The organism is Streptomyces sp. NBC_00158 (assembly GCF_045160885.1).
Lineage (GTDB): Bacteria > Actinomycetota > Actinomycetes > Streptomycetales > Streptomycetaceae > Streptomyces.
Genome location: NZ_CP108162.1, coordinates 101,417 through 117,355, shown reverse-complemented (window position 1 = coordinate 117,355; position 15,939 = coordinate 101,417). Strand labels below are relative to the sequence as shown.

Sequence of the window (15,939 nt, the reverse complement as noted above, 5' to 3'; positions counted from 1 at the left end):
GTCCCTCAGCGGCACCTCCCGACCGGATCACGCCCCGGGCTCCACTACGGGGCGCTGCACCAGCCGGGCATCGACTGGCTGGTCGATCCGGGCCCGGTCCGCGACCTGCTGAGTGCCCCTGTTTCCAGGGCCGCGCCCCGCTGCTTCAGTCGAAGATGTCCAGGACGTCGAGCCAGGAGCCGTCGTTGGCGTCGGCGGTGCGGCGGGGTCGCGTCGGGTGCGGCTCCGGGTAGGTCTCCGCCGCGGCCCTCGCGCGGACGATGTCCGGCCCGCCGCACGCCTCGACCGCGAACGCGCCGAACACCTTGGCGAACGCGGCCGGGTCGCGGAACTCCACGCCGAACGCCCGGCCGTCCCACAGCGGCACCCACACCAACCGCTCGGACCGGGCCCATTCCGCCACCGGCTCGCCGCCGTCCGCGGTCGACCGCCCCTCCAGCCACAGCCGTGCCACGTGCAGCAGGTTCACCTTCTCCATCGGCAGCCGCTTGCGCCGTACCCGCAGCTCACGTGTCGTGAGCACGACCTTCTGGTCCTTCTTCGGGTACCAGACGACACCGATCCCGAACGGCACCCACAGCAGGATTCCGATCATCGGCCAGACCAGGGCGTCGCCCCACGACCGGAGCAGCCCGCCGTCCAGCAGGGCCAGGGCCCCGAAGAACAGGGCCCACTTCGCCGTCATCCGCCAGAACCCGCTGCCCTGCCGGTACAGGACCCGCCGCTTTTCCGTCATCGCCATGCCCGCACGCCATCCGCCGCCCCGCAGCTCATCTCGGGCGCCCTTCGGCGAGGTCTCACCCGAGCTCCCACAGCCACACCGTGTCGTTGCTCCCGGTACTCGTGCCGCCGCTGCACCCCGCGGCCAGCGACTTCCCGTCCGGGCTGAAGGCCAGCGCCTCGACGGAGGCGCCGGGCTCGTGGGCCGAGGTGGAGGTGCCGGAGGCGGTGGACCAGACGATCACCTTGCCGTCCCGGTCACCGCTGGCCAGCCTGCTCCCGTCCGGGTGGAAGGCGACTGCCTGGACCGGGGAGCCGTGGCCCTCCAGGGTGGTGACGTCCTGCCGGGTGGCGGTGTTCCACAGGCGCACCCCGTCGCCCTGGTCGCCGAAGGCCAGGAGCTGGCCGTCGGGGCTGAAGACCGCGCCGGTCGCGACCGTGGCATCGAGGGCGGCGAGGACGGTGTCGGCCGAGCCCTTGCGCAGCTGGACCGGCGATCCGGCGGCCAGCATCGCCCCGTCCGGACTGTAGACGGCCGGGCCGTTCTTGACGTCCTGGAGCAGGGCGAGCCGGGATCCGGAACCGGTGTCCCACAAGTACAGGCCCCGGCCGCTGCTGGCGGCCAGCGTCCTTCCGTCGGGGCTGAGCCCCAGCTCGTGCACGAACCCGTCCTGGAGCTCGCCCGTGGTTTCTCCGGTGAACGTCCCGACCGTGCGGCCCGTGGCGACGTCCCACTTCAGGATCTTGTGTTCCTCCGCCCGGTAGAGCGTCTTGAGGTCCTGGCTGAAGACGTGCGGCTGGATGTACGGGGCGATGCTGATCCGGGTGTTGCTGCTCTCCTTGCCCGGCAGCGACCAGCGCCAGATCTCGCCGCCCCCTCCGGCGGCGGCCAGCGTCTTCCCGTCGGCACTGAAGGCGAGCTCGTAGGTGCTCCTCGGACCGTCGAGGGCCCCGCTCTTGCGCAGCAGCAGGTAGGCGGGGACCCCGATCGCGGCGGCCGCGGCGACCGAGGCGCCGCCGATGAGCAGAGCGCGCCGCGAGGGCCCACGGCCGGCCGGCCCGGGTACGGGGCTGGTCGGCCGCCCGGGCACGGGGCTGTCGGGGCCGGCGCCGGGTACGGCAGCGCCGCGGCCCGGTGCGGCGCGGCCCGGTGCGGCGGGGCCCGCCGGCGGCGCGTGGGTCCGCGTCACCGCGGCGGACAGGGCGCGCGGGTCCTGACCCGGGCCCGCGGCCCGGGCGCGTTCCGTGGGCGCCGCCCCGGGGGTCCGCGGGGGCTGTCCGGAGGGGGCCGTCACCACGGTCGGTTCGTGGCGCGGCGGGTGGAGCCGCGCCGCGTCCGCGAACCGGGCGGGCAGGCCCTCGACGGCGGGACGGTCGGCCGGGTCCTTGGCCAGGCACTCGCTGAGGATGGCCCGGAGATCACCGTCGATCCCGTCGAGGACGGGCGCTTCGTCCAGGATCCGCTGGACGACGCCCGGCAGGGAGGGCGCGTCGAACGGGCCGCGGCCCGTCGCGGCGAAGGCGAGCACCGAGCCGAGGGCGAACACGTCGCTGGCGGGCCCGGCCCGGTCGGCGCGGATCTGCTCCGGCGACATGTAGGCGTAGGTCCCGATGACCGACCCGGTCGCGGTCAGCGAACTCGCGTCCACGGCCCGCGCGATGCCGAAGTCGATGACGCGCGGCCCGTCCTCGGCCATGATCACGTTGCCCGGCTTGAGGTCCCGGTGCACGAGCCCGCACCGGTGGATCGCCGCGACCCCTTCGGCGAGCCCCGCCCCGAGCCGCAGCGCCGCCGCCGGATCGAGCGGCCCGTCCTCGGCGACCGCCCGGTGGAGGGTGGGGCCCGGGATGAACGCGGTGACCAGCCAGGGGGATTCGGCCGCCGGGTCCGCGTCCACGACCTGCGCCGTGTGGAACCCGCCGACCTGCCGCGCGGCCTCCACCTCCCGCGCGAACCGCTCCCGGAACTGCGCGGTGCCGGCCAGCTCCGCGCGGATCAGCTTCACCGCGACCGGGCGGCCGCCCGGCGAGGTACCGAGGAAGACCTGGCCCATGCCGCCCTCGCCCAGCCGTCCCTCCAGGCGGTAGGGGCCGACCCACCGCGGATCGTGGGGCAACAACGCGTCCATGAGCAGTACCGTCCGTTGATCGATCGATCCGTTGGGATGAGGAGAGGGGCAGATGGTCAGGCGAGGTGCCAGAGCTGGATCGTGCTGTCCCGGGAACTGAAGGCCGCCGCGAGGGTCTTGCCGTCCGGACTGAACGCCAGGGCGGCGAGCAGAGGAGCGGCGGTCGACTCCTCCAGGTCGGCGGTGAGGGTCAGGGCGACCCGCCCGGTCCTCAGGTCCCACAGGCTGATCGTGCCGCCCGTGGCGGCTCTGGCCTTGTCCTTGACGTCGTCCTCCGGACCGAGCCCGAAGCCGCCGCCGGCGATCATCGCACGGCCCGGCCGGTACGCGGCTTCCTCAAGGCGCCGGTGCGGCGAGGTGAGGGTGGCGGCGGGCCGCCCGGTCACCCGGTCCCACAGATGGACGCCGGGCCCCGCACCGCCGATGGTCTTGCCGTCCGGGCTGATCAGCACCCTGTTGAAGCGGAACTCGACGGACTCGTCGGTGAACGTCCGGGGCTCTTCCCCGCCGTCGACCTCCCAGAGCAGCACCCGCTTTCGGGAAGCGGTGGCCACCGCCTTGCCGTCCGGGGTGAACAGCACGCCCGACGGCTCACCTGCTTCGAGCTTCTTCAGGCGGCGCCCGCCCGCCAGGTCGAAGAGCTGGAGCGTGCCTCCGCCGGCCGCGGCGAGGACCGCGCCGTCCGGACTGACCGCGAGGGAGTGCGGAGTCGGCACCGAGAGCGTCTCGAACCCGGTGAGCGCGGGCAGCGGCGCCCGGCTCCGCACGTCCCAGCGCCGCAGGGTTCCGTCCTGGCAGTCACCCACCAGCGTCCGGCCGTCCGGGCTGAAGGCCAGGCCGTTGACGTGCGGGGGCTCTCCGGCGAACTTGGTGATCGTGCGGCGGGTGACGGTGTCCCACAGCCACAGCTCACCACCGGACCCACCGGCGGCCAGGGTCCGGCCGTCCGGACTGAAGGCGAGACACAGCAGCGACTGGGGGTGTCCTTCGAGCCGGGCCACGGGACGGGTCCGGTCCTGCTCCGACGCCGATCCCGGCCAGGAGTCCCGCAACAGGTACGCGGGTACGGCGACGGCGGCCGTCGCGGCTCCGACCGTCCCGCCGAGGAGCAGCGTACGACGGGACAAGGCCCTGGCGGGAGCGGGTGCGGTGGGCTCACCCGGCAGGCCCGGCAGGCCCGGTGGTGCCGCGGCCGGCTGCGTCGGCAGGCCATGGAACTCCACACCGGGCGCGGCCCCGGCGGCACCGCCGGGCGCCCCGCCCGCGGCCGGCCCCGGCCCGGTGACCGAGAGCCGGGCCAGCACCTCGTCCATGCCGGGGCGCTGGGCGGGATCCTTGGCGAGGCACGCCCCGACCAGCTCGCGCAAGGGGACGGCCAGTCCGTCGAGCCGGGGCGCCTCGCTGACGACCCGGTGCACGATGGCCGGCACGGTCGTCGCGTCGAACGGGCTGCGGCCGGTCGCCGCGAAAGCGAGCACCGAGCCGAAGGCGAACACGTCCCCGGCGGGCGAGAGCGCCTCGCCCCGCACCTGCTCCGGTGACATGTAGGCGTACGTCCCCATGACCGGTCCGGTGCGGGTCATCGCGTCCGCGCCCGACTCGTGGGCGATCCCGAAGTCGATGATGCGCGGCCCGTCCCCGGCCATGATCACGTTGCCGGGCTTGAGGTCCCGGTGCACCAGCCCGCACCGGTGGATCGCGGCCAGCCCTTCGGCGATCCCGGCGCCGAGCCGCAGCACGGCCGCCGGATCGAGGGGCCCCTCGGCGTCGACCAGCCGCTGCAGCGTCGGACCCGGTACGAACGCGGTGGCCAGCCAAGGCGGTTCCGCCGCCGGACCGGCGTCCACGACCTGCGCCGTGTGGAACCCGCCGACCTGCCGCGCGGCGGCGGCCTCCCGCGCGAACCGCTCCCGGAACCGCGCGGTGCCGGCCAGCTCCGGCCGGATCAGCTTCACCGCGACCCGGCGGCCGCTCGCCGAGGCACCGAGGAAGACCTGCCCCATGCCGCCCTCGCCCAGCCGTCCCTCCAGGCGGTAGGGGCCGACGGCCCGCGGATCGCCCGGGCGAAGAGGCTCGGCCGCGGAACTCCGGGTTCCATCAGGGCGTATGGACTCTGTCACGCTCGGCATTGAACCATGGGCTGTCGCAAGGGGGTTGAGGGCCCCGGCAGCTGTACCTCCTGGCCGAGCACGGCGACACCGCGGAGACGTCGATGCTGCGATCGCTGTTCCTCGTATCGCGGCTGGGCCCGGACGCCGACATACTCGAAGCCGCCCGTCAGGCGGGTGTGGAGCACGTCGTACTGGTGTCGTCCATCACCGTCCAGACCCACCCGCACCTGGGCCCCGCCGCCGAGAACCTGGCGGTGGAGCAGCTGCTCAAGGCGAGCGGCATGGCCTGGACGGTCCTGCGACCGACGCAGTTCGCGTCGAACACCCTGATGTGGGCGGCTTCCACCGTGGCCACGAGACCGTCCGCGCGCCGTACGCGCAGACCGTGCTGCCGACGATCCACCCCGCGGACATCGCGGCGGTGGCCCGGGTGGCACTGACCGAGCCCGGCCACCACGGGCGCACGTACGCCCTGACCGGTCCCGAGCCGGTGACCGCCCGGCAGCAGGCCGAGGCCATCGGGGCAGCACTGGGCCGGGAGGTCCCGTTCGCCGAGACCAGCCGCCGGCAGGCCCACGCACAAATGGCCGCGGTCTTCGGCGCGGAGGCCGCGGACGCGCTGCTCGACGTCACGGGCGGAGACGTGAACGACGAGCTCCTGATGGTCCGCGACACGGTCGCACAGGTACCGGAACGCCCGCCCGCCCGTTCCGCCAGTGGGCCGAGGAGAACGCCGACGCCTTCCGCTGAACCGCCCGCACCTGCCGGGCGGGGCCTGCGAGGCGTCCGTGACCCGACGCGGGCCCGGACGTGATCGCTCCCGGGAAAACCGGGTCGCCGCCGTTCGCGGCACCGACCAGACTGGCCCGGTGGATACGCGTCGCCCCTGCCCCTGCTGTGGTCATCTGGTCTTCGATGTCGAAGACGGGTGGCCCGGTTCTTCTCTCATATGCCCGGTCTGCTCGTGGGAAGACGACCCGGTGCAGTTCCGCCGGCCGTTCAGGCCGGGTGGCGCCAACCAATGGTCGCTCGCCGAGGCTCAGCAGAACTTCCTGGCCTATGGCGCCTGCGACCAGCGGGGGCGGCGGTTCGTCCGGCCCCCGGCGGATGACGAACCTCTCGACCCGGCGTGGCGACCGATCGACCCGGCCACCGACGTGTTCGAGGAGTTCGAGGAGTTCGAGGAGCTCGCGGGCGGAGACCACCGTCCTTGGCCTGATGACGGGTCGGCCCTGTGCTGGTGGCTCCCCTCCTTCCGGGGAGCCCCCGAAGAGCCGCCGCACGATCCGAACCGCGAGGTGGTGATCGACGTCGGCTCGGCGCGCAGCGAGCGTGATCTCCACGAGGTGCTGAAGCGGGAGCTCGGCTTCCCGCCGTTCTACGGCATGAACTGGGACGCGTTCTGGGATGCGGCCACCGGCCTCGTCGAGATGCCCGGACGACTGCGCTTCGTCCGATGGGCCGAGTTGGAACGCCACGTACCACTGGCTGCCCCCGTGCTCGGCGACCAGCTGAAGCGGTACGACGAGACGGTTCGGGGGCTCAGCGTCGCCTACGAGCAGTAGCGGCATCCGGCCGGTCCTGATTCCGACCGGGCGGCGGCACGGAACGCCGAGGTCAGGAGGGGCGGTGCCGCTACGTTCGGCGGCCGCGTTCGCCGACGGAGTCGGCGAGCATGTCGTCCAGAGTCCGGTGGGGGTCCGCCGCGGTGGCGCGCCGGTACGCCCGGTCGTACGCGGCATCGCCGACCTGTGCGCGGGCCTCCCGCTCACCCTGCTCCCTGAGGGCACCCAGCTCGGGGGTGCCGCGCTGCGGGTGGCCCACCATGTGCCAGAACCGGTGTCCGAGGCCGTACGCGCACGCCGACAGCTCGCCCCGGCCCTGGGCGGCGAAGGCCACCGCCAGCAGGTCCAGCCCCAGGGCGAGACCGAAGGCGTCCCCGATCGTCTGCTTGCCGCGCAGCATGGACCGGGCGTGCCCGGCAGCGTCGGCCGCCCGCTCCCCGTAGAGCGCGATCACCGCCAGCTGGTAGTCGGCGTAGGAGCGGGCCCAGTACTCGCCCACGGCCACCGAGTCCGCCCGCAGCGCCTCCGCCTCGGTACGCGCCTGCTCCAGGAATCCGGATCCGGTCAGGCCGAAGACCCGCAGCAGCCGGCAGCGGGCCAGTGAGGCGGGTCCGGCGATCGAGGCGGACAACACCCGGTCCGCTTCGTGGAGGGCGGTCAGCGGCTTGCCGCGCAGGAGCAGGACCAGTCCGTGCAGGTACGCCGCGTCCGCGACCAGCGCTCCGTCCCCGGCGGCCTCGGCGGCGACCCTGGCTTCGCGGCTGAGCCGCTGCGCGAGGTCGTAGCTCCCCTGCAGGCAGCGCACCACACCCAGGGACCACAGCGCCTTCGCCTGGACCACGGCCGGTGCCTTCACCAGTTGCAGGAACTCGCCCAGGTAGTGGCCCGCCTCGTGCAGATGGCCGCAGCACGCCCAGAAGAACCCGACCCGGCCGGCCATCGCCACGGCCTCCTCGGGGGCGGTCAGCAGCAAGTGCTCCAGTGCCGCGCAGAGATCGTCGTGGGAGCGGGCGAGCCCGGCGTAGGCCCGTTGCTGGCCCCGGCCCCACCACGCCTCGTCGGCGGCGGCCGTCGTACGGCTGAAGTAGCCGGCGTGCCGGTCGGCCACGGCCTCGCGCTCGCCGATCTCCGCCAGCCACATCGCACCGTACTCGCGGACCGTGTCGAGCATCCGTACCCGGCCGTCCCCGAGTGCGACGATGCTCTTGTTCTGCAGTCCGGCCAGGGCGCTGGTGAGCGCCGCCGGATCCAACGGGCCCCCGCCGCACACCTGGAGCACCGCTTCCGGTGTGGGGCGGGACCGGAAGACCGACATCCGTGCCCACAACAGGCGCTCGGCGGGACTGCACAGCTCGTGGCTCCAGCCGATGGTGGTCACCAGAGCCCGGTGCCGCGCCGGACCCACGCAGACGTCCCGGCTCCCGCCCAGTTCCAGCCGGCGGCCCAGGCCCGCGGCAAGTGCACTCACATCGTGCTCCCGCAGGAGCCCGGCGGCCAGTTCCAGGGCCAGCGGGACGCCCTCCAGCCACCGGCACACGGCCGCGGCCGCTGCCCGGTCTCCGGGCCCCGTCCACCGCGCACCGACGGCGTCGGCGCGCTCGGTGAACAGCGCCAGTCCGTCGGTCTCGGGGTCCAACGGGTCGACCCCCTGCACCCGTTCGCCCCGCAACCCCAGGGGTTCGCGACTGGTGGCGAGCACCACCAGGCGGGGACAGCGGGCCAGCAGGTACTCCACCAGCGCGGCGCACTCCTCCCGCACGTGTTCGCAGGAGTCCAGCACGAGCAGCACCCGGCGCTCGCCGATCCAGCTGCCGAGCGCCTCTCCCGGGTCCCGGGTCGAATGGTCGGCGAGCCCGCAGGCATCCGCCACCGCCGCCGCGAACAGCGGCCGGCCGGACAGCGACCACAACGGGGCCCAGTACACGGCCTCGTAGGGCTCACCGGGCGCTCGCCGTGCCGTGTGGTCGGCCAGCCGGGACTTGCCGACACCGCCACCCCCGACCAAGGTGACCAGGCGGCGCGTCCGCAGCCCGGTCATCAGTTCGGCGACCTCACCCGTTCGCCCTACGAAAGACCCTTGCACCGGCGGAATCCCACTGTCCACGCCGCCATTCTCGGGCACGCGACCGGAGAACCGGAACTGCGGAGGTCAGCCGGTGATCGAGAAGACGATCAAGCCGTCCTCGGCCCACCACCAGGCGCCCTCGCCCTCCTTCCACTCCGAGGCCCAGCTGTCGAGTGCCTCGATGAGCTCCGCGAGGTCGTACCGGAAATCGGTGTCGACGCGGTCCAGCACCGCGCGGTAGGCCTCCACCGCGGGGACGGCCTTCGCCAGGGGCCAGCACCCGATCTCCGGTGAACCCTCCAGGGGAGAAGGTATGCGGAATCCGATCTGCGAGGGCGGGCCGCTGAACAGGTACTGGTAGGGCAGCAGGTCGGCCGGTACGCCCACCGAGCTGAGGGCGTCGTCCAGGGCGGAGAAGTAGGTGACGGGGCTCCGGTAGCTCGCCAGGGTCGAGCCGTCGCTGCCGTTGTGGTCGATGACGATCTGGAGGGCGGTGTAGTAGGCGCAGCCGGCGTAATCGGCGGCGGAGTCGGCACGGCCGGAGAAGAGCTCTTCCAGGGCGTCGGGGACCGACAGCCCCCAGTCCACGCCCTGGCGGTCGAGGCTGTCCTGATGGGCCTTCGCACTGGCGCGCATGGTGTCCAGGCGTTCTGTTTCGTCGGCGCTGAGGTCCAGGGCGGGCACGAAGCGCGTGATCTCGCCGGGGTTCGCCATGCTGTAGTTCACTACCTTGCTCATGGGTCCATGCTGCCAAAGGGCACTGACAACCCGGCGTCCACGCGCACCCTCAGGGCGTGCGCCCCGTCCACGCCACCAGACGGTCGATGGCCCGCGCCCCGGGCTCCACGGCCACCACCTCGGCGAAGGGGATCCGCCCGCCGCGGGGTTCGGCCGGCAGCGCGCGGCGGACGACGTCGATCACCCGCTCGATGAGGGCCGCGTCCCAGTCCGGGTCCTGACCGGTCGCCTTCGCCAGGTCCCAGGTGTGCACGGTGAGTTCGTGGGTGTAGACCGCCGCGGCGGCCGCGCCCGGCAGGACTCCCATCGGCAGGCGCAGCTGCCGGCCGAGGACGCCCGGATCCGCCCACACCTCCGCGACCTCGCGGGCGCCCGGCTCCCAGGCCGCCGCCCATCCGCCGTCGGCGACCTCGTCGGCGAAGGACGGGACGCTGAACGGGTCCTCGCCACGCCCGATCACCGAGATCCGCCGGACGACGGCGACCAGGTGGCTCGACAGCCGCCGTACGTCGAACTCCTCGCAAGGGGTCGGGGCGTCGTACTGCCCGGGCCGGACGGCGGCCAGCGTACGGCCGGCCAGTTCGACGGCGGCGGCGAGGTCGTCCCGCGGATCGAAGGAGGAGAGCTGCTCGGTCTTGTTCGTGTTCGTGTTCGTGTTCATGCGTTCATCCTGGAAGCAGAAGTGGCCACCTTCTGGCCAGTTTTCCGAAGACAATGGAAAGCGACCGACGACGAGGACGCCCGCGCAGGAGGAACCGGACACGTGAGAGCCGACCGGCTGGTGGCGACCCTGCTCTTCCTCCAGGAGCGAGGCCGCGTCACCGTCCCCGAAGTGGCCGCCGAACTGGAGGTGTCCGAGCGCACCGCGCGCCGGGACCTGGAGGCCCTGGCCGCGTCCGGCATCCCGGTCTACTCCCAGCGCGGACGCGGCGGCGGCTGGTCCCTCGTCGGCGGGGCCCGTACGAACCTCACCGGCCTGACCGCCGACGAGATCCGGGCCCTGTTCCTCGTCACCGGCCCGCTGTCGGCCACCCCCGAACTGCGCACCACCCTGCGCAAACTGGTCCGGGCCCTGCCGCCGCCCCTGAGGGAGCAGGCCCAGGCCGCGACCCGCGCAGGGGTCGTCGACGCCACGGACTGGTCCCGCAACGCCGTCACCGCCGACGCCGCCCACCGCTCCGCGCTCCAGGACGCCGTCGTGGACGGGAACCGCGTCCGCCTCGGTTACGCGGGCGTCGGCAAACCGCCCGGCGAACGTACGGTGGACCCCCTCGGACTCGTGGCCAAGGCCGGGGTGGACTACCTCGTCGCCGGTACCGACAAGGGCCCCCGCACCTTCCGGCTCAGCCGGGTCACCTCCGTCGAGCCGACCGGCGAACCGGTCGTACGGCCGCCCGACTTCGACCTCGCCACGGCATGGCGGGAGCTGTCCGGGGCCTTCCAGGACGGCATGCACGCGGTGACCGCCCGTGCCCGCGTCCGCCCGGACGCGCTGGCCCTGCTGCAACGGTTCCTCGGCGGCCGCGTGCGCGTCGGCGGGACCCTGCCCGACGGCTGGACCGAGGTGTGGGTCGACGGCCCGGCCGCGAAGGCCCTGGCGGGGCATCTGGCCGGGCTGGGAGCGCGGGTCGAGGTGCTGGAGCCGCCGGAGGTACGGCAGTGGCTGGCCCGGACGGGTGCCGAACTGACGGGGATGTACGCGGAGGACTGACCGCACGCCCCACGCGGGCACGCACGCGGGCACGCACGCGGGCACGCACGCGGGCACGCACGTGGGCACGCACGCGGGACCCACGCGGGACCCACGCGGGCACGCCCCCGGTGGTCAGCCCGCCCCCGCGCCCCGGCCCCCGCCCGCGGCGGCCCGTTCCAGTGCTTCCAGGACCGTGTCCCGGAACAACGCGGCCTTGTACCCGGTCTGCGGCAGGGGCCTGCACCGGGCGAGCACCGTCGCGGCGGCCGCGGCGAGGACCTCGGGGCGGGCGTCCCGGCCGATCAGGGAGGCCTCCACCTCCGGCAGCCGCAGCGGTACGCGCGCCACCCCGCCCGCCGCGACGGCGGCGTGCGTGACGGTGGCGCCGTCGAGCACCAGCCGTACCGAGGCCTCGACCAGGGGCCACTCGGCGTGGGCCCGGCTGATGGACCGGTGGTAGCCGGGGCGTTCGCCGGGCCACGGGGCGGGCAGGCGCACCGCCGTGAGGATCTGCCCCGGGCCGAGCAGGTGGTCGGTGCGGAAGAGGCGGTCGCCGTCCCCGTACAGCGCGGCCACGTCGCGCGGGGATTCGCCGTGGACCTCGGCCTGCGCGTCGTAGGTGAGCAGGGCCACCGCCAGGGTCGACGGGTGCGGGGTGACGCAGGGGCCGTCGCCGCACACCACCCCGAACAGGTGGTCGCCCCGGCGGGCGGGGCATTCCGTCCCGCCCTTCTGGAAGCAGCCGACGTGCGGATTGCGGTAGTACCAGCAGCGGTTGCGCTGGAGGAGGTTGCCGCCGAGGGTCCCGGCGGCCCGGATCTGCGGGGTGGCCGCGGTCCCGGCCGCCGGCGCCAGCGCCGGCCAGCCGTCGCGCACGCGCGGGTCGGCGGCCAGCGCGGCCAGGGTGGTCAGGGCGCCGATCCGCAGCCCGCCCCCGGGCAGCGCGGTGATGCCCCGCAGCTGCCCGGCACCGCCGAGATCGGTGAAGGGGCCGGGGGAGATGCCGGTGCGCTGCCGGGCGGTGGTGTCGGTCCCGCCGGCGCGCAGCTCCCCGCCGCGGGCCAGGACGGCGGCCGAAAGGTCGGACAGGGCGGACTCGGAGCCGGGCTCGTCGCTCATGCGGCCGGTCCTTCCAGGATCCGGTCGGGCCGGATGGGCATGTCGTACGGGCGCCTGCCGGTCGCGTCGTGGACCGCGTTGGCCAGGCACGCCGCCGTCGGCAGGGTCGCGATCTCGCCGAGGCCGACACCGCCGCCGGGGACGTGGCCGAAGCCCTCCTGATGGAAATGGACGGTGATCTCGGGGGTGTCGCCGATGCCGGGGATGCGGTAGTCCTCCAGGTTCTCCGTCAGCACCCGGCCGGTGGCCGGGTCGGTGCGGCGCTCCTCGTACAGGGCGTATCCGATGCCCTGGACGACGGCGCCCTCGCACTGGCTGCGGGCCAGCCGCTCTTCGTGGATGCGCCCCGCGGCGATGCCGCTCCACACCCGCAGCGGACGGATCCGGCCGAGACGCGTGTCCACCTCCACCTCGGCGACCTGCACCGATCCGGTGAATCCCCGTCCGATCGCCACGCTGCCCATGGTGAGGCCGAACGGGGTGACGAAGCCCCGGCGGTCGCGGGTGCGGCGGCCCGTCACCCGCAGGCCGTGCGCCGCGTCCAGCCGGGCGGTGACGTCACCGCCGCCGAGGGCCTCGCGCAGCCGCCGGGCGGCGTCCGCGGCGGCGGGCACGACGGAGGGCGTCGTACGGCTGCCGCCGGAGGTCGGACCGTGCACGGCGGCGCTGTGGCCGACCTCCGCGCGCACCCGGGCCTCCGGAACGCCGAGGCCCTCGGCGACGGCCCGGTGCAGCACGGTCCGCGATCCCGTGCCCATGTCCTGCACCGCGCAGCGGGCGACGACGACCCCGTCCTCGACGGTGAGCTCGACCTCGGTGGCGGGGTCGAGGAAGTAGAGCCAGTTGGCCGCCGCGACGCCGACCCCCCGGCGGAACCGCCCGGTGCCGCCGCGCGGCCCCGACGACCAGACGGGCAGGGCGGCGGCCCAGTCGTACAGGGCGTGCCGCTTGGGATTGCCGTCCCAGCGGCGCCGCAGGGCGATCGGGTCCTCGCCGAGGCGGTGGGCCATCTCGTCGACGGCCTGTTCCAGGGCCCAGCACATCGTGGGCCCGCCCGGGCCGCGGAAGGGGGCGCCCGGCGGCCGGTGGGTGACCGTGTCGAAGTCGCGCAGCCGGCGCGGGGCCCTGCCGTACACGAACCGGGCCAGGGCGGCGACGGTGCCGCCGACCGCGATCCCGCCGTCGGTGTCGACGTCCACGGCCAGCGCGCTCAGCCCGCCGCCGGCGTCCGCGGCCATCGCCAGCCGGATCCGGGTGCCGGGCCGGTACCCGCCGTCGACCAGCTCCTCGTCCCGGTCCAGCACCACCCGGACGGGTGCGTCGTGCAGCCGGGCCAGCTCGACGGCCGCGACGACATCGGCGGTCAGCCCCATCTTGCAGCCGAAGCCACCGCCCACGTGGACGGCCTTCGCCACCACCCGGTCGGCGGGTACGCCGAACCGCTCGGCGGCGAGCACGGCGACCTCCTTCACCGACTGCGTGGACACCTCCAGATGGAGGGTCCCGTCCACCCACCGGGCCAGGCAGGCGTGCGGTTCCAGCGGGGTGTGCGTCTGCGCGGCGGTCGTGAACACGCCCTCCACCAGCCGTTCGGGGCTGCGGGTACGGGCTTCCAGGATGCGGCGCACGGCGGTGGCGGGACGCCTGCTCATGGCGGACGGGCCCCGCAGGTTCCCGCGCCAGCGCGCGGGCACGAGCTGGGGAGTCTCACCCGATCCGGGCGCCCGGCCGCGCGCGGCCTTGTCCTCGTAGACGAGCGGCCCCTCACCCGCCCGGGCCTGCCGGGCGTCCAGCGCCGCGGGCAGCACTTCGTAGTCCACCCGCACCCGCGCGGCCGCCGCCAGTACGCCGGCCCGGTCCGGCGCCGCGACCGCCGCCACCGGCTGGCCGACGTAGCGCACGACGCCGTCGGGAGGCAGCAGCGGCACCACCGGCACGTCCCCGGCCTCCAGGGAGCGTACGTGCGCGTGCGCGTGCGGAGACCGGATGATCATCCCCTGCAGCAGTCCCTCGGGGCGCTGGTCCGTCGTGTAGCGGGCCGACCCGTCGACCTTCTCCGGTGCCTCGACGCGCGGGAGCGCGGGCTCCCGCCCGGCGGCCGGCGCCGTGTCGTAGTCGCCCGCACAGGCCGCGGCCACCGCGCCGATGATCGCCTCGTACGCGCCGCACCGGCACAGGTGGCCCGCCAGCGCCTCGGAGATCCGCTCCCGCCCCGGGCGGACGCGTCCGTTCGCGGCCCGCCACCGTTCGAAGAACGCCGCTGCCTCGACCACGAACCCCGGGGTGCAGTAGCCGCACTGGAGGGCGTCCCCGGCCGCGAAGGCACGGGCCACCGGGTGGCCGGACAGGCCCTCCACCGTCGTCACCCGGCGACCGGCCAGCAGGACGGCCGGCGTCACGCAGGACACCCGGGGATCACCGTCGACCTGGATCGTGCACGCCCCGCACACCCCGCCCCCGCAGACCAGCTTGGTGCCGGTCAATCCGAGCCGGTCGCGCACCACCTCCACGGCGGCCGGGTCGTCGTCCACGTCCACCACGCGCCGGGCACCGTTGACCTCGAACTCCACGGGACGCACTCCTCGGCCATGGGCGCGACCACCGGCTATCACGCGCACCCTCACGCTCCTTGATATCCCGCATGCGCTTCCGCCGCAGTTCGGCGCGGCCGACGGCCCAGCGCTCCGGCCCCCTTCCCCCCCCCGGCGGCACCGACCTCCCCGCCGACCGGATCCCCGAGCCGCGCCTTCACCAGCGGACGGCATGCGGGCCCGCTCTCCCCGGCTACCTCACCCGCGGTCGGAAGCGGTGGGCCCGTCCGGCCTTGCACCTGCGGACCCGACGGGCTCGGGCCCCCGGCGGAACGCGGCCCGGTAGGCGCTCGGGCGCCGGCCGGTGTGGCGGGCGAAGAGCGCGGCGAAGGTGCCGGGGTCCTGGTATCCGACGGCCGCCGCGACCGCGGCGACGGTGCGGTCGGTGGACTCCAGCAGATGGCGGGCCCGGCGGACCCGGGCGCCCTGGAGATGGACCAGCGGGCTGTGCCCGGTCTCCCCGGCGAAGCGGCGCAGCAGCGTACGGGTGCTGACCTGGAAGGCTTCCGCGAGGGCGGCGAGGTCGTAACGCTCGGCGAGGTTCTGGTCGAGACGCCGCATGACCCGCTGGGAGAACTCCCGGCCGGGCTGGGGCAGGAGCCGGGGATCGACGTACGGGGCCTGGGAGGCCCGCGCGTCGTCGAGGAGCGCGACACGGGCGGTGGCCCGGGCCACCCGGGCGCCGTGGTGCCGGCGGATCAGGTCCAGGGCGAAGTCGTACATCGCGCTGAAGGCGGCCGTGGTCGTCACGCCCCCGTCGGTGACGACCAGCTGCCGGGGCTGCACTTCCGCTCCGGGACAGCGCCGGGCCAGTTCCCCGGCGTGCAGCCACGAGGTGGTGGCCCGGCGCCGGTCGAGGAGGCCCGCCTCGGCGAGCAGGAACGCGCCGACGCACAGGGAGACGACGGCGGTGCCGGCCGCGGCCTGCGCCCGGATCGCCGCGGTCTCCGGGGCGAGGCGGCCGAGCAGGGCGTCGAGGTCCGTGCCCGGACGCAGCTCGAAGCCGGGGACCACGAGGACGTCGACCTCGCGCAGGGGCCGCACCTCCAGGCTCGCGCCGCCCGAAGCCGTGACCCGGCGGCGGGGCGAGACGACCGACACCCGGCAGCCGGGCGCCTCCGGCCCGGCGACGTGCCCGGCCATCGTCAACAGGTCCGGCACGCCGAACACTTCGGACGCGAAGCAGCCCGGGTACGCCAGGACCCCGA

Annotated in this window: 11 protein-coding genes and 1 pseudogene; 3 read left to right on the top strand and 9 right to left on the bottom strand. The window is 74.8% G+C overall.

Annotation, left to right across the window (positions count from 1 at the left end; genetic code table 11):
* Nucleotides 1-145: 145 nt before the first annotated feature.
* Genes OG553_RS35750 through OG553_RS35740 form a run of 3 tightly spaced genes read right to left on the bottom strand, consistent with a single transcriptional unit; the run spans nucleotide 146 to nucleotide 4,969 of the window.
* The gene (locus OG553_RS35750) at nucleotides 146-742 is read right to left on the bottom strand and encodes a hypothetical protein (RefSeq protein WP_331727929.1); all 597 of its coding nucleotides are present in this window, start codon (nucleotides 740-742) and stop codon (nucleotides 146-148) included.
* Nucleotides 743-797: 55 nt separating this feature from the next.
* The gene (locus OG553_RS35745; RefSeq protein ID WP_331727926.1) at nucleotides 798-2,849 is read right to left on the bottom strand and encodes a serine/threonine-protein kinase; all 2,052 of its coding nucleotides are present in this window, start codon (nucleotides 2,847-2,849) and stop codon (nucleotides 798-800) included.
* Nucleotides 2,850-2,905: 56 nt separating this feature from the next.
* Nucleotides 2,906-4,969 (bottom strand): serine/threonine-protein kinase, encoded by a 2,064-nt coding sequence (locus OG553_RS35740; protein ID WP_331727923.1) that lies wholly within the window; start codon nucleotides 4,967-4,969, stop codon nucleotides 2,906-2,908.
* A gap of 92 nt (nucleotides 4,970-5,061) precedes the next feature.
* On the opposite strand from OG553_RS35740, the pseudogene OG553_RS35735 reads away from it, so the two are divergent.
* Both OG553_RS35735 and OG553_RS35730 read left to right on the top strand, forming a co-directional pair.
* Nucleotides 5,062-5,710 (top strand): annotated as a pseudogene (locus tag OG553_RS35735) (NAD(P)H-binding protein).
* Nucleotides 5,711-5,829: 119 nt separating this feature from the next.
* The gene (locus OG553_RS35730) at nucleotides 5,830-6,525 is read left to right on the top strand and encodes a CPCC family cysteine-rich protein (protein ID WP_331727921.1); all 696 of its coding nucleotides are present in this window, start codon (nucleotides 5,830-5,832) and stop codon (nucleotides 6,523-6,525) included.
* 70 nt (nucleotides 6,526-6,595) lie between these two features.
* On the opposite strand, the gene OG553_RS35725 is transcribed toward OG553_RS35730, so the two are convergent.
* The 3 genes from OG553_RS35725 to OG553_RS35715 form a co-directional block, all read right to left on the bottom strand.
* The gene (locus OG553_RS35725; RefSeq protein WP_405983236.1) at nucleotides 6,596-8,563 is read right to left on the bottom strand and encodes an ATP-binding protein; all 1,968 of its coding nucleotides are present in this window, start codon (nucleotides 8,561-8,563) and stop codon (nucleotides 6,596-6,598) included.
* A gap of 111 nt (nucleotides 8,564-8,674) precedes the next feature.
* Nucleotides 8,675-9,328, bottom strand: coding sequence for a hypothetical protein (locus OG553_RS35720; protein WP_331727916.1), 654 nt, complete (start codon nucleotides 9,326-9,328; stop codon nucleotides 8,675-8,677).
* A gap of 49 nt (nucleotides 9,329-9,377) precedes the next feature.
* Nucleotides 9,378-9,989 (bottom strand): TIGR03086 family metal-binding protein, encoded by a 612-nt coding sequence (locus tag OG553_RS35715; protein WP_331727913.1) that lies wholly within the window; start codon nucleotides 9,987-9,989, stop codon nucleotides 9,378-9,380.
* 102 nt (nucleotides 9,990-10,091) lie between these two features.
* Here OG553_RS35715 and OG553_RS35710 point away from each other — a divergent pair, with 102 nt between their 5' ends.
* The gene (locus tag OG553_RS35710; RefSeq protein WP_331727910.1) at nucleotides 10,092-11,039 is read left to right on the top strand and encodes a YafY family protein; all 948 of its coding nucleotides are present in this window, start codon (nucleotides 10,092-10,094) and stop codon (nucleotides 11,037-11,039) included.
* Between the two features lie 114 nt (nucleotides 11,040-11,153).
* On the opposite strand, the gene OG553_RS35705 is transcribed toward OG553_RS35710, so the two are convergent.
* The 3 genes from OG553_RS35705 to OG553_RS35695 form a co-directional block, all read right to left on the bottom strand.
* The gene (locus tag OG553_RS35705; protein WP_331727906.1) at nucleotides 11,154-12,140 is read right to left on the bottom strand and encodes an FAD binding domain-containing protein; all 987 of its coding nucleotides are present in this window, start codon (nucleotides 12,138-12,140) and stop codon (nucleotides 11,154-11,156) included.
* Nucleotides 12,137-14,710, bottom strand: a complete 2,574-nt coding sequence (locus OG553_RS35700) for a molybdopterin cofactor-binding domain-containing protein (protein ID WP_331728687.1) — start codon at nucleotides 14,708-14,710, stop codon at nucleotides 12,137-12,139. Before OG553_RS35700 ends, OG553_RS35705 begins: the two co-directional genes overlap by 4 nt.
* Before the next feature lie 219 nt (nucleotides 14,711-14,929).
* Nucleotides 14,930-15,874: a helix-turn-helix domain-containing protein gene (locus OG553_RS35695; RefSeq protein ID WP_331728685.1), complete on the bottom strand. Its 945-nt coding sequence runs from the start codon at nucleotides 15,872-15,874 to the stop codon at nucleotides 14,930-14,932.
* Nucleotides 15,875-15,939: the final 65 nt, after the last annotated feature.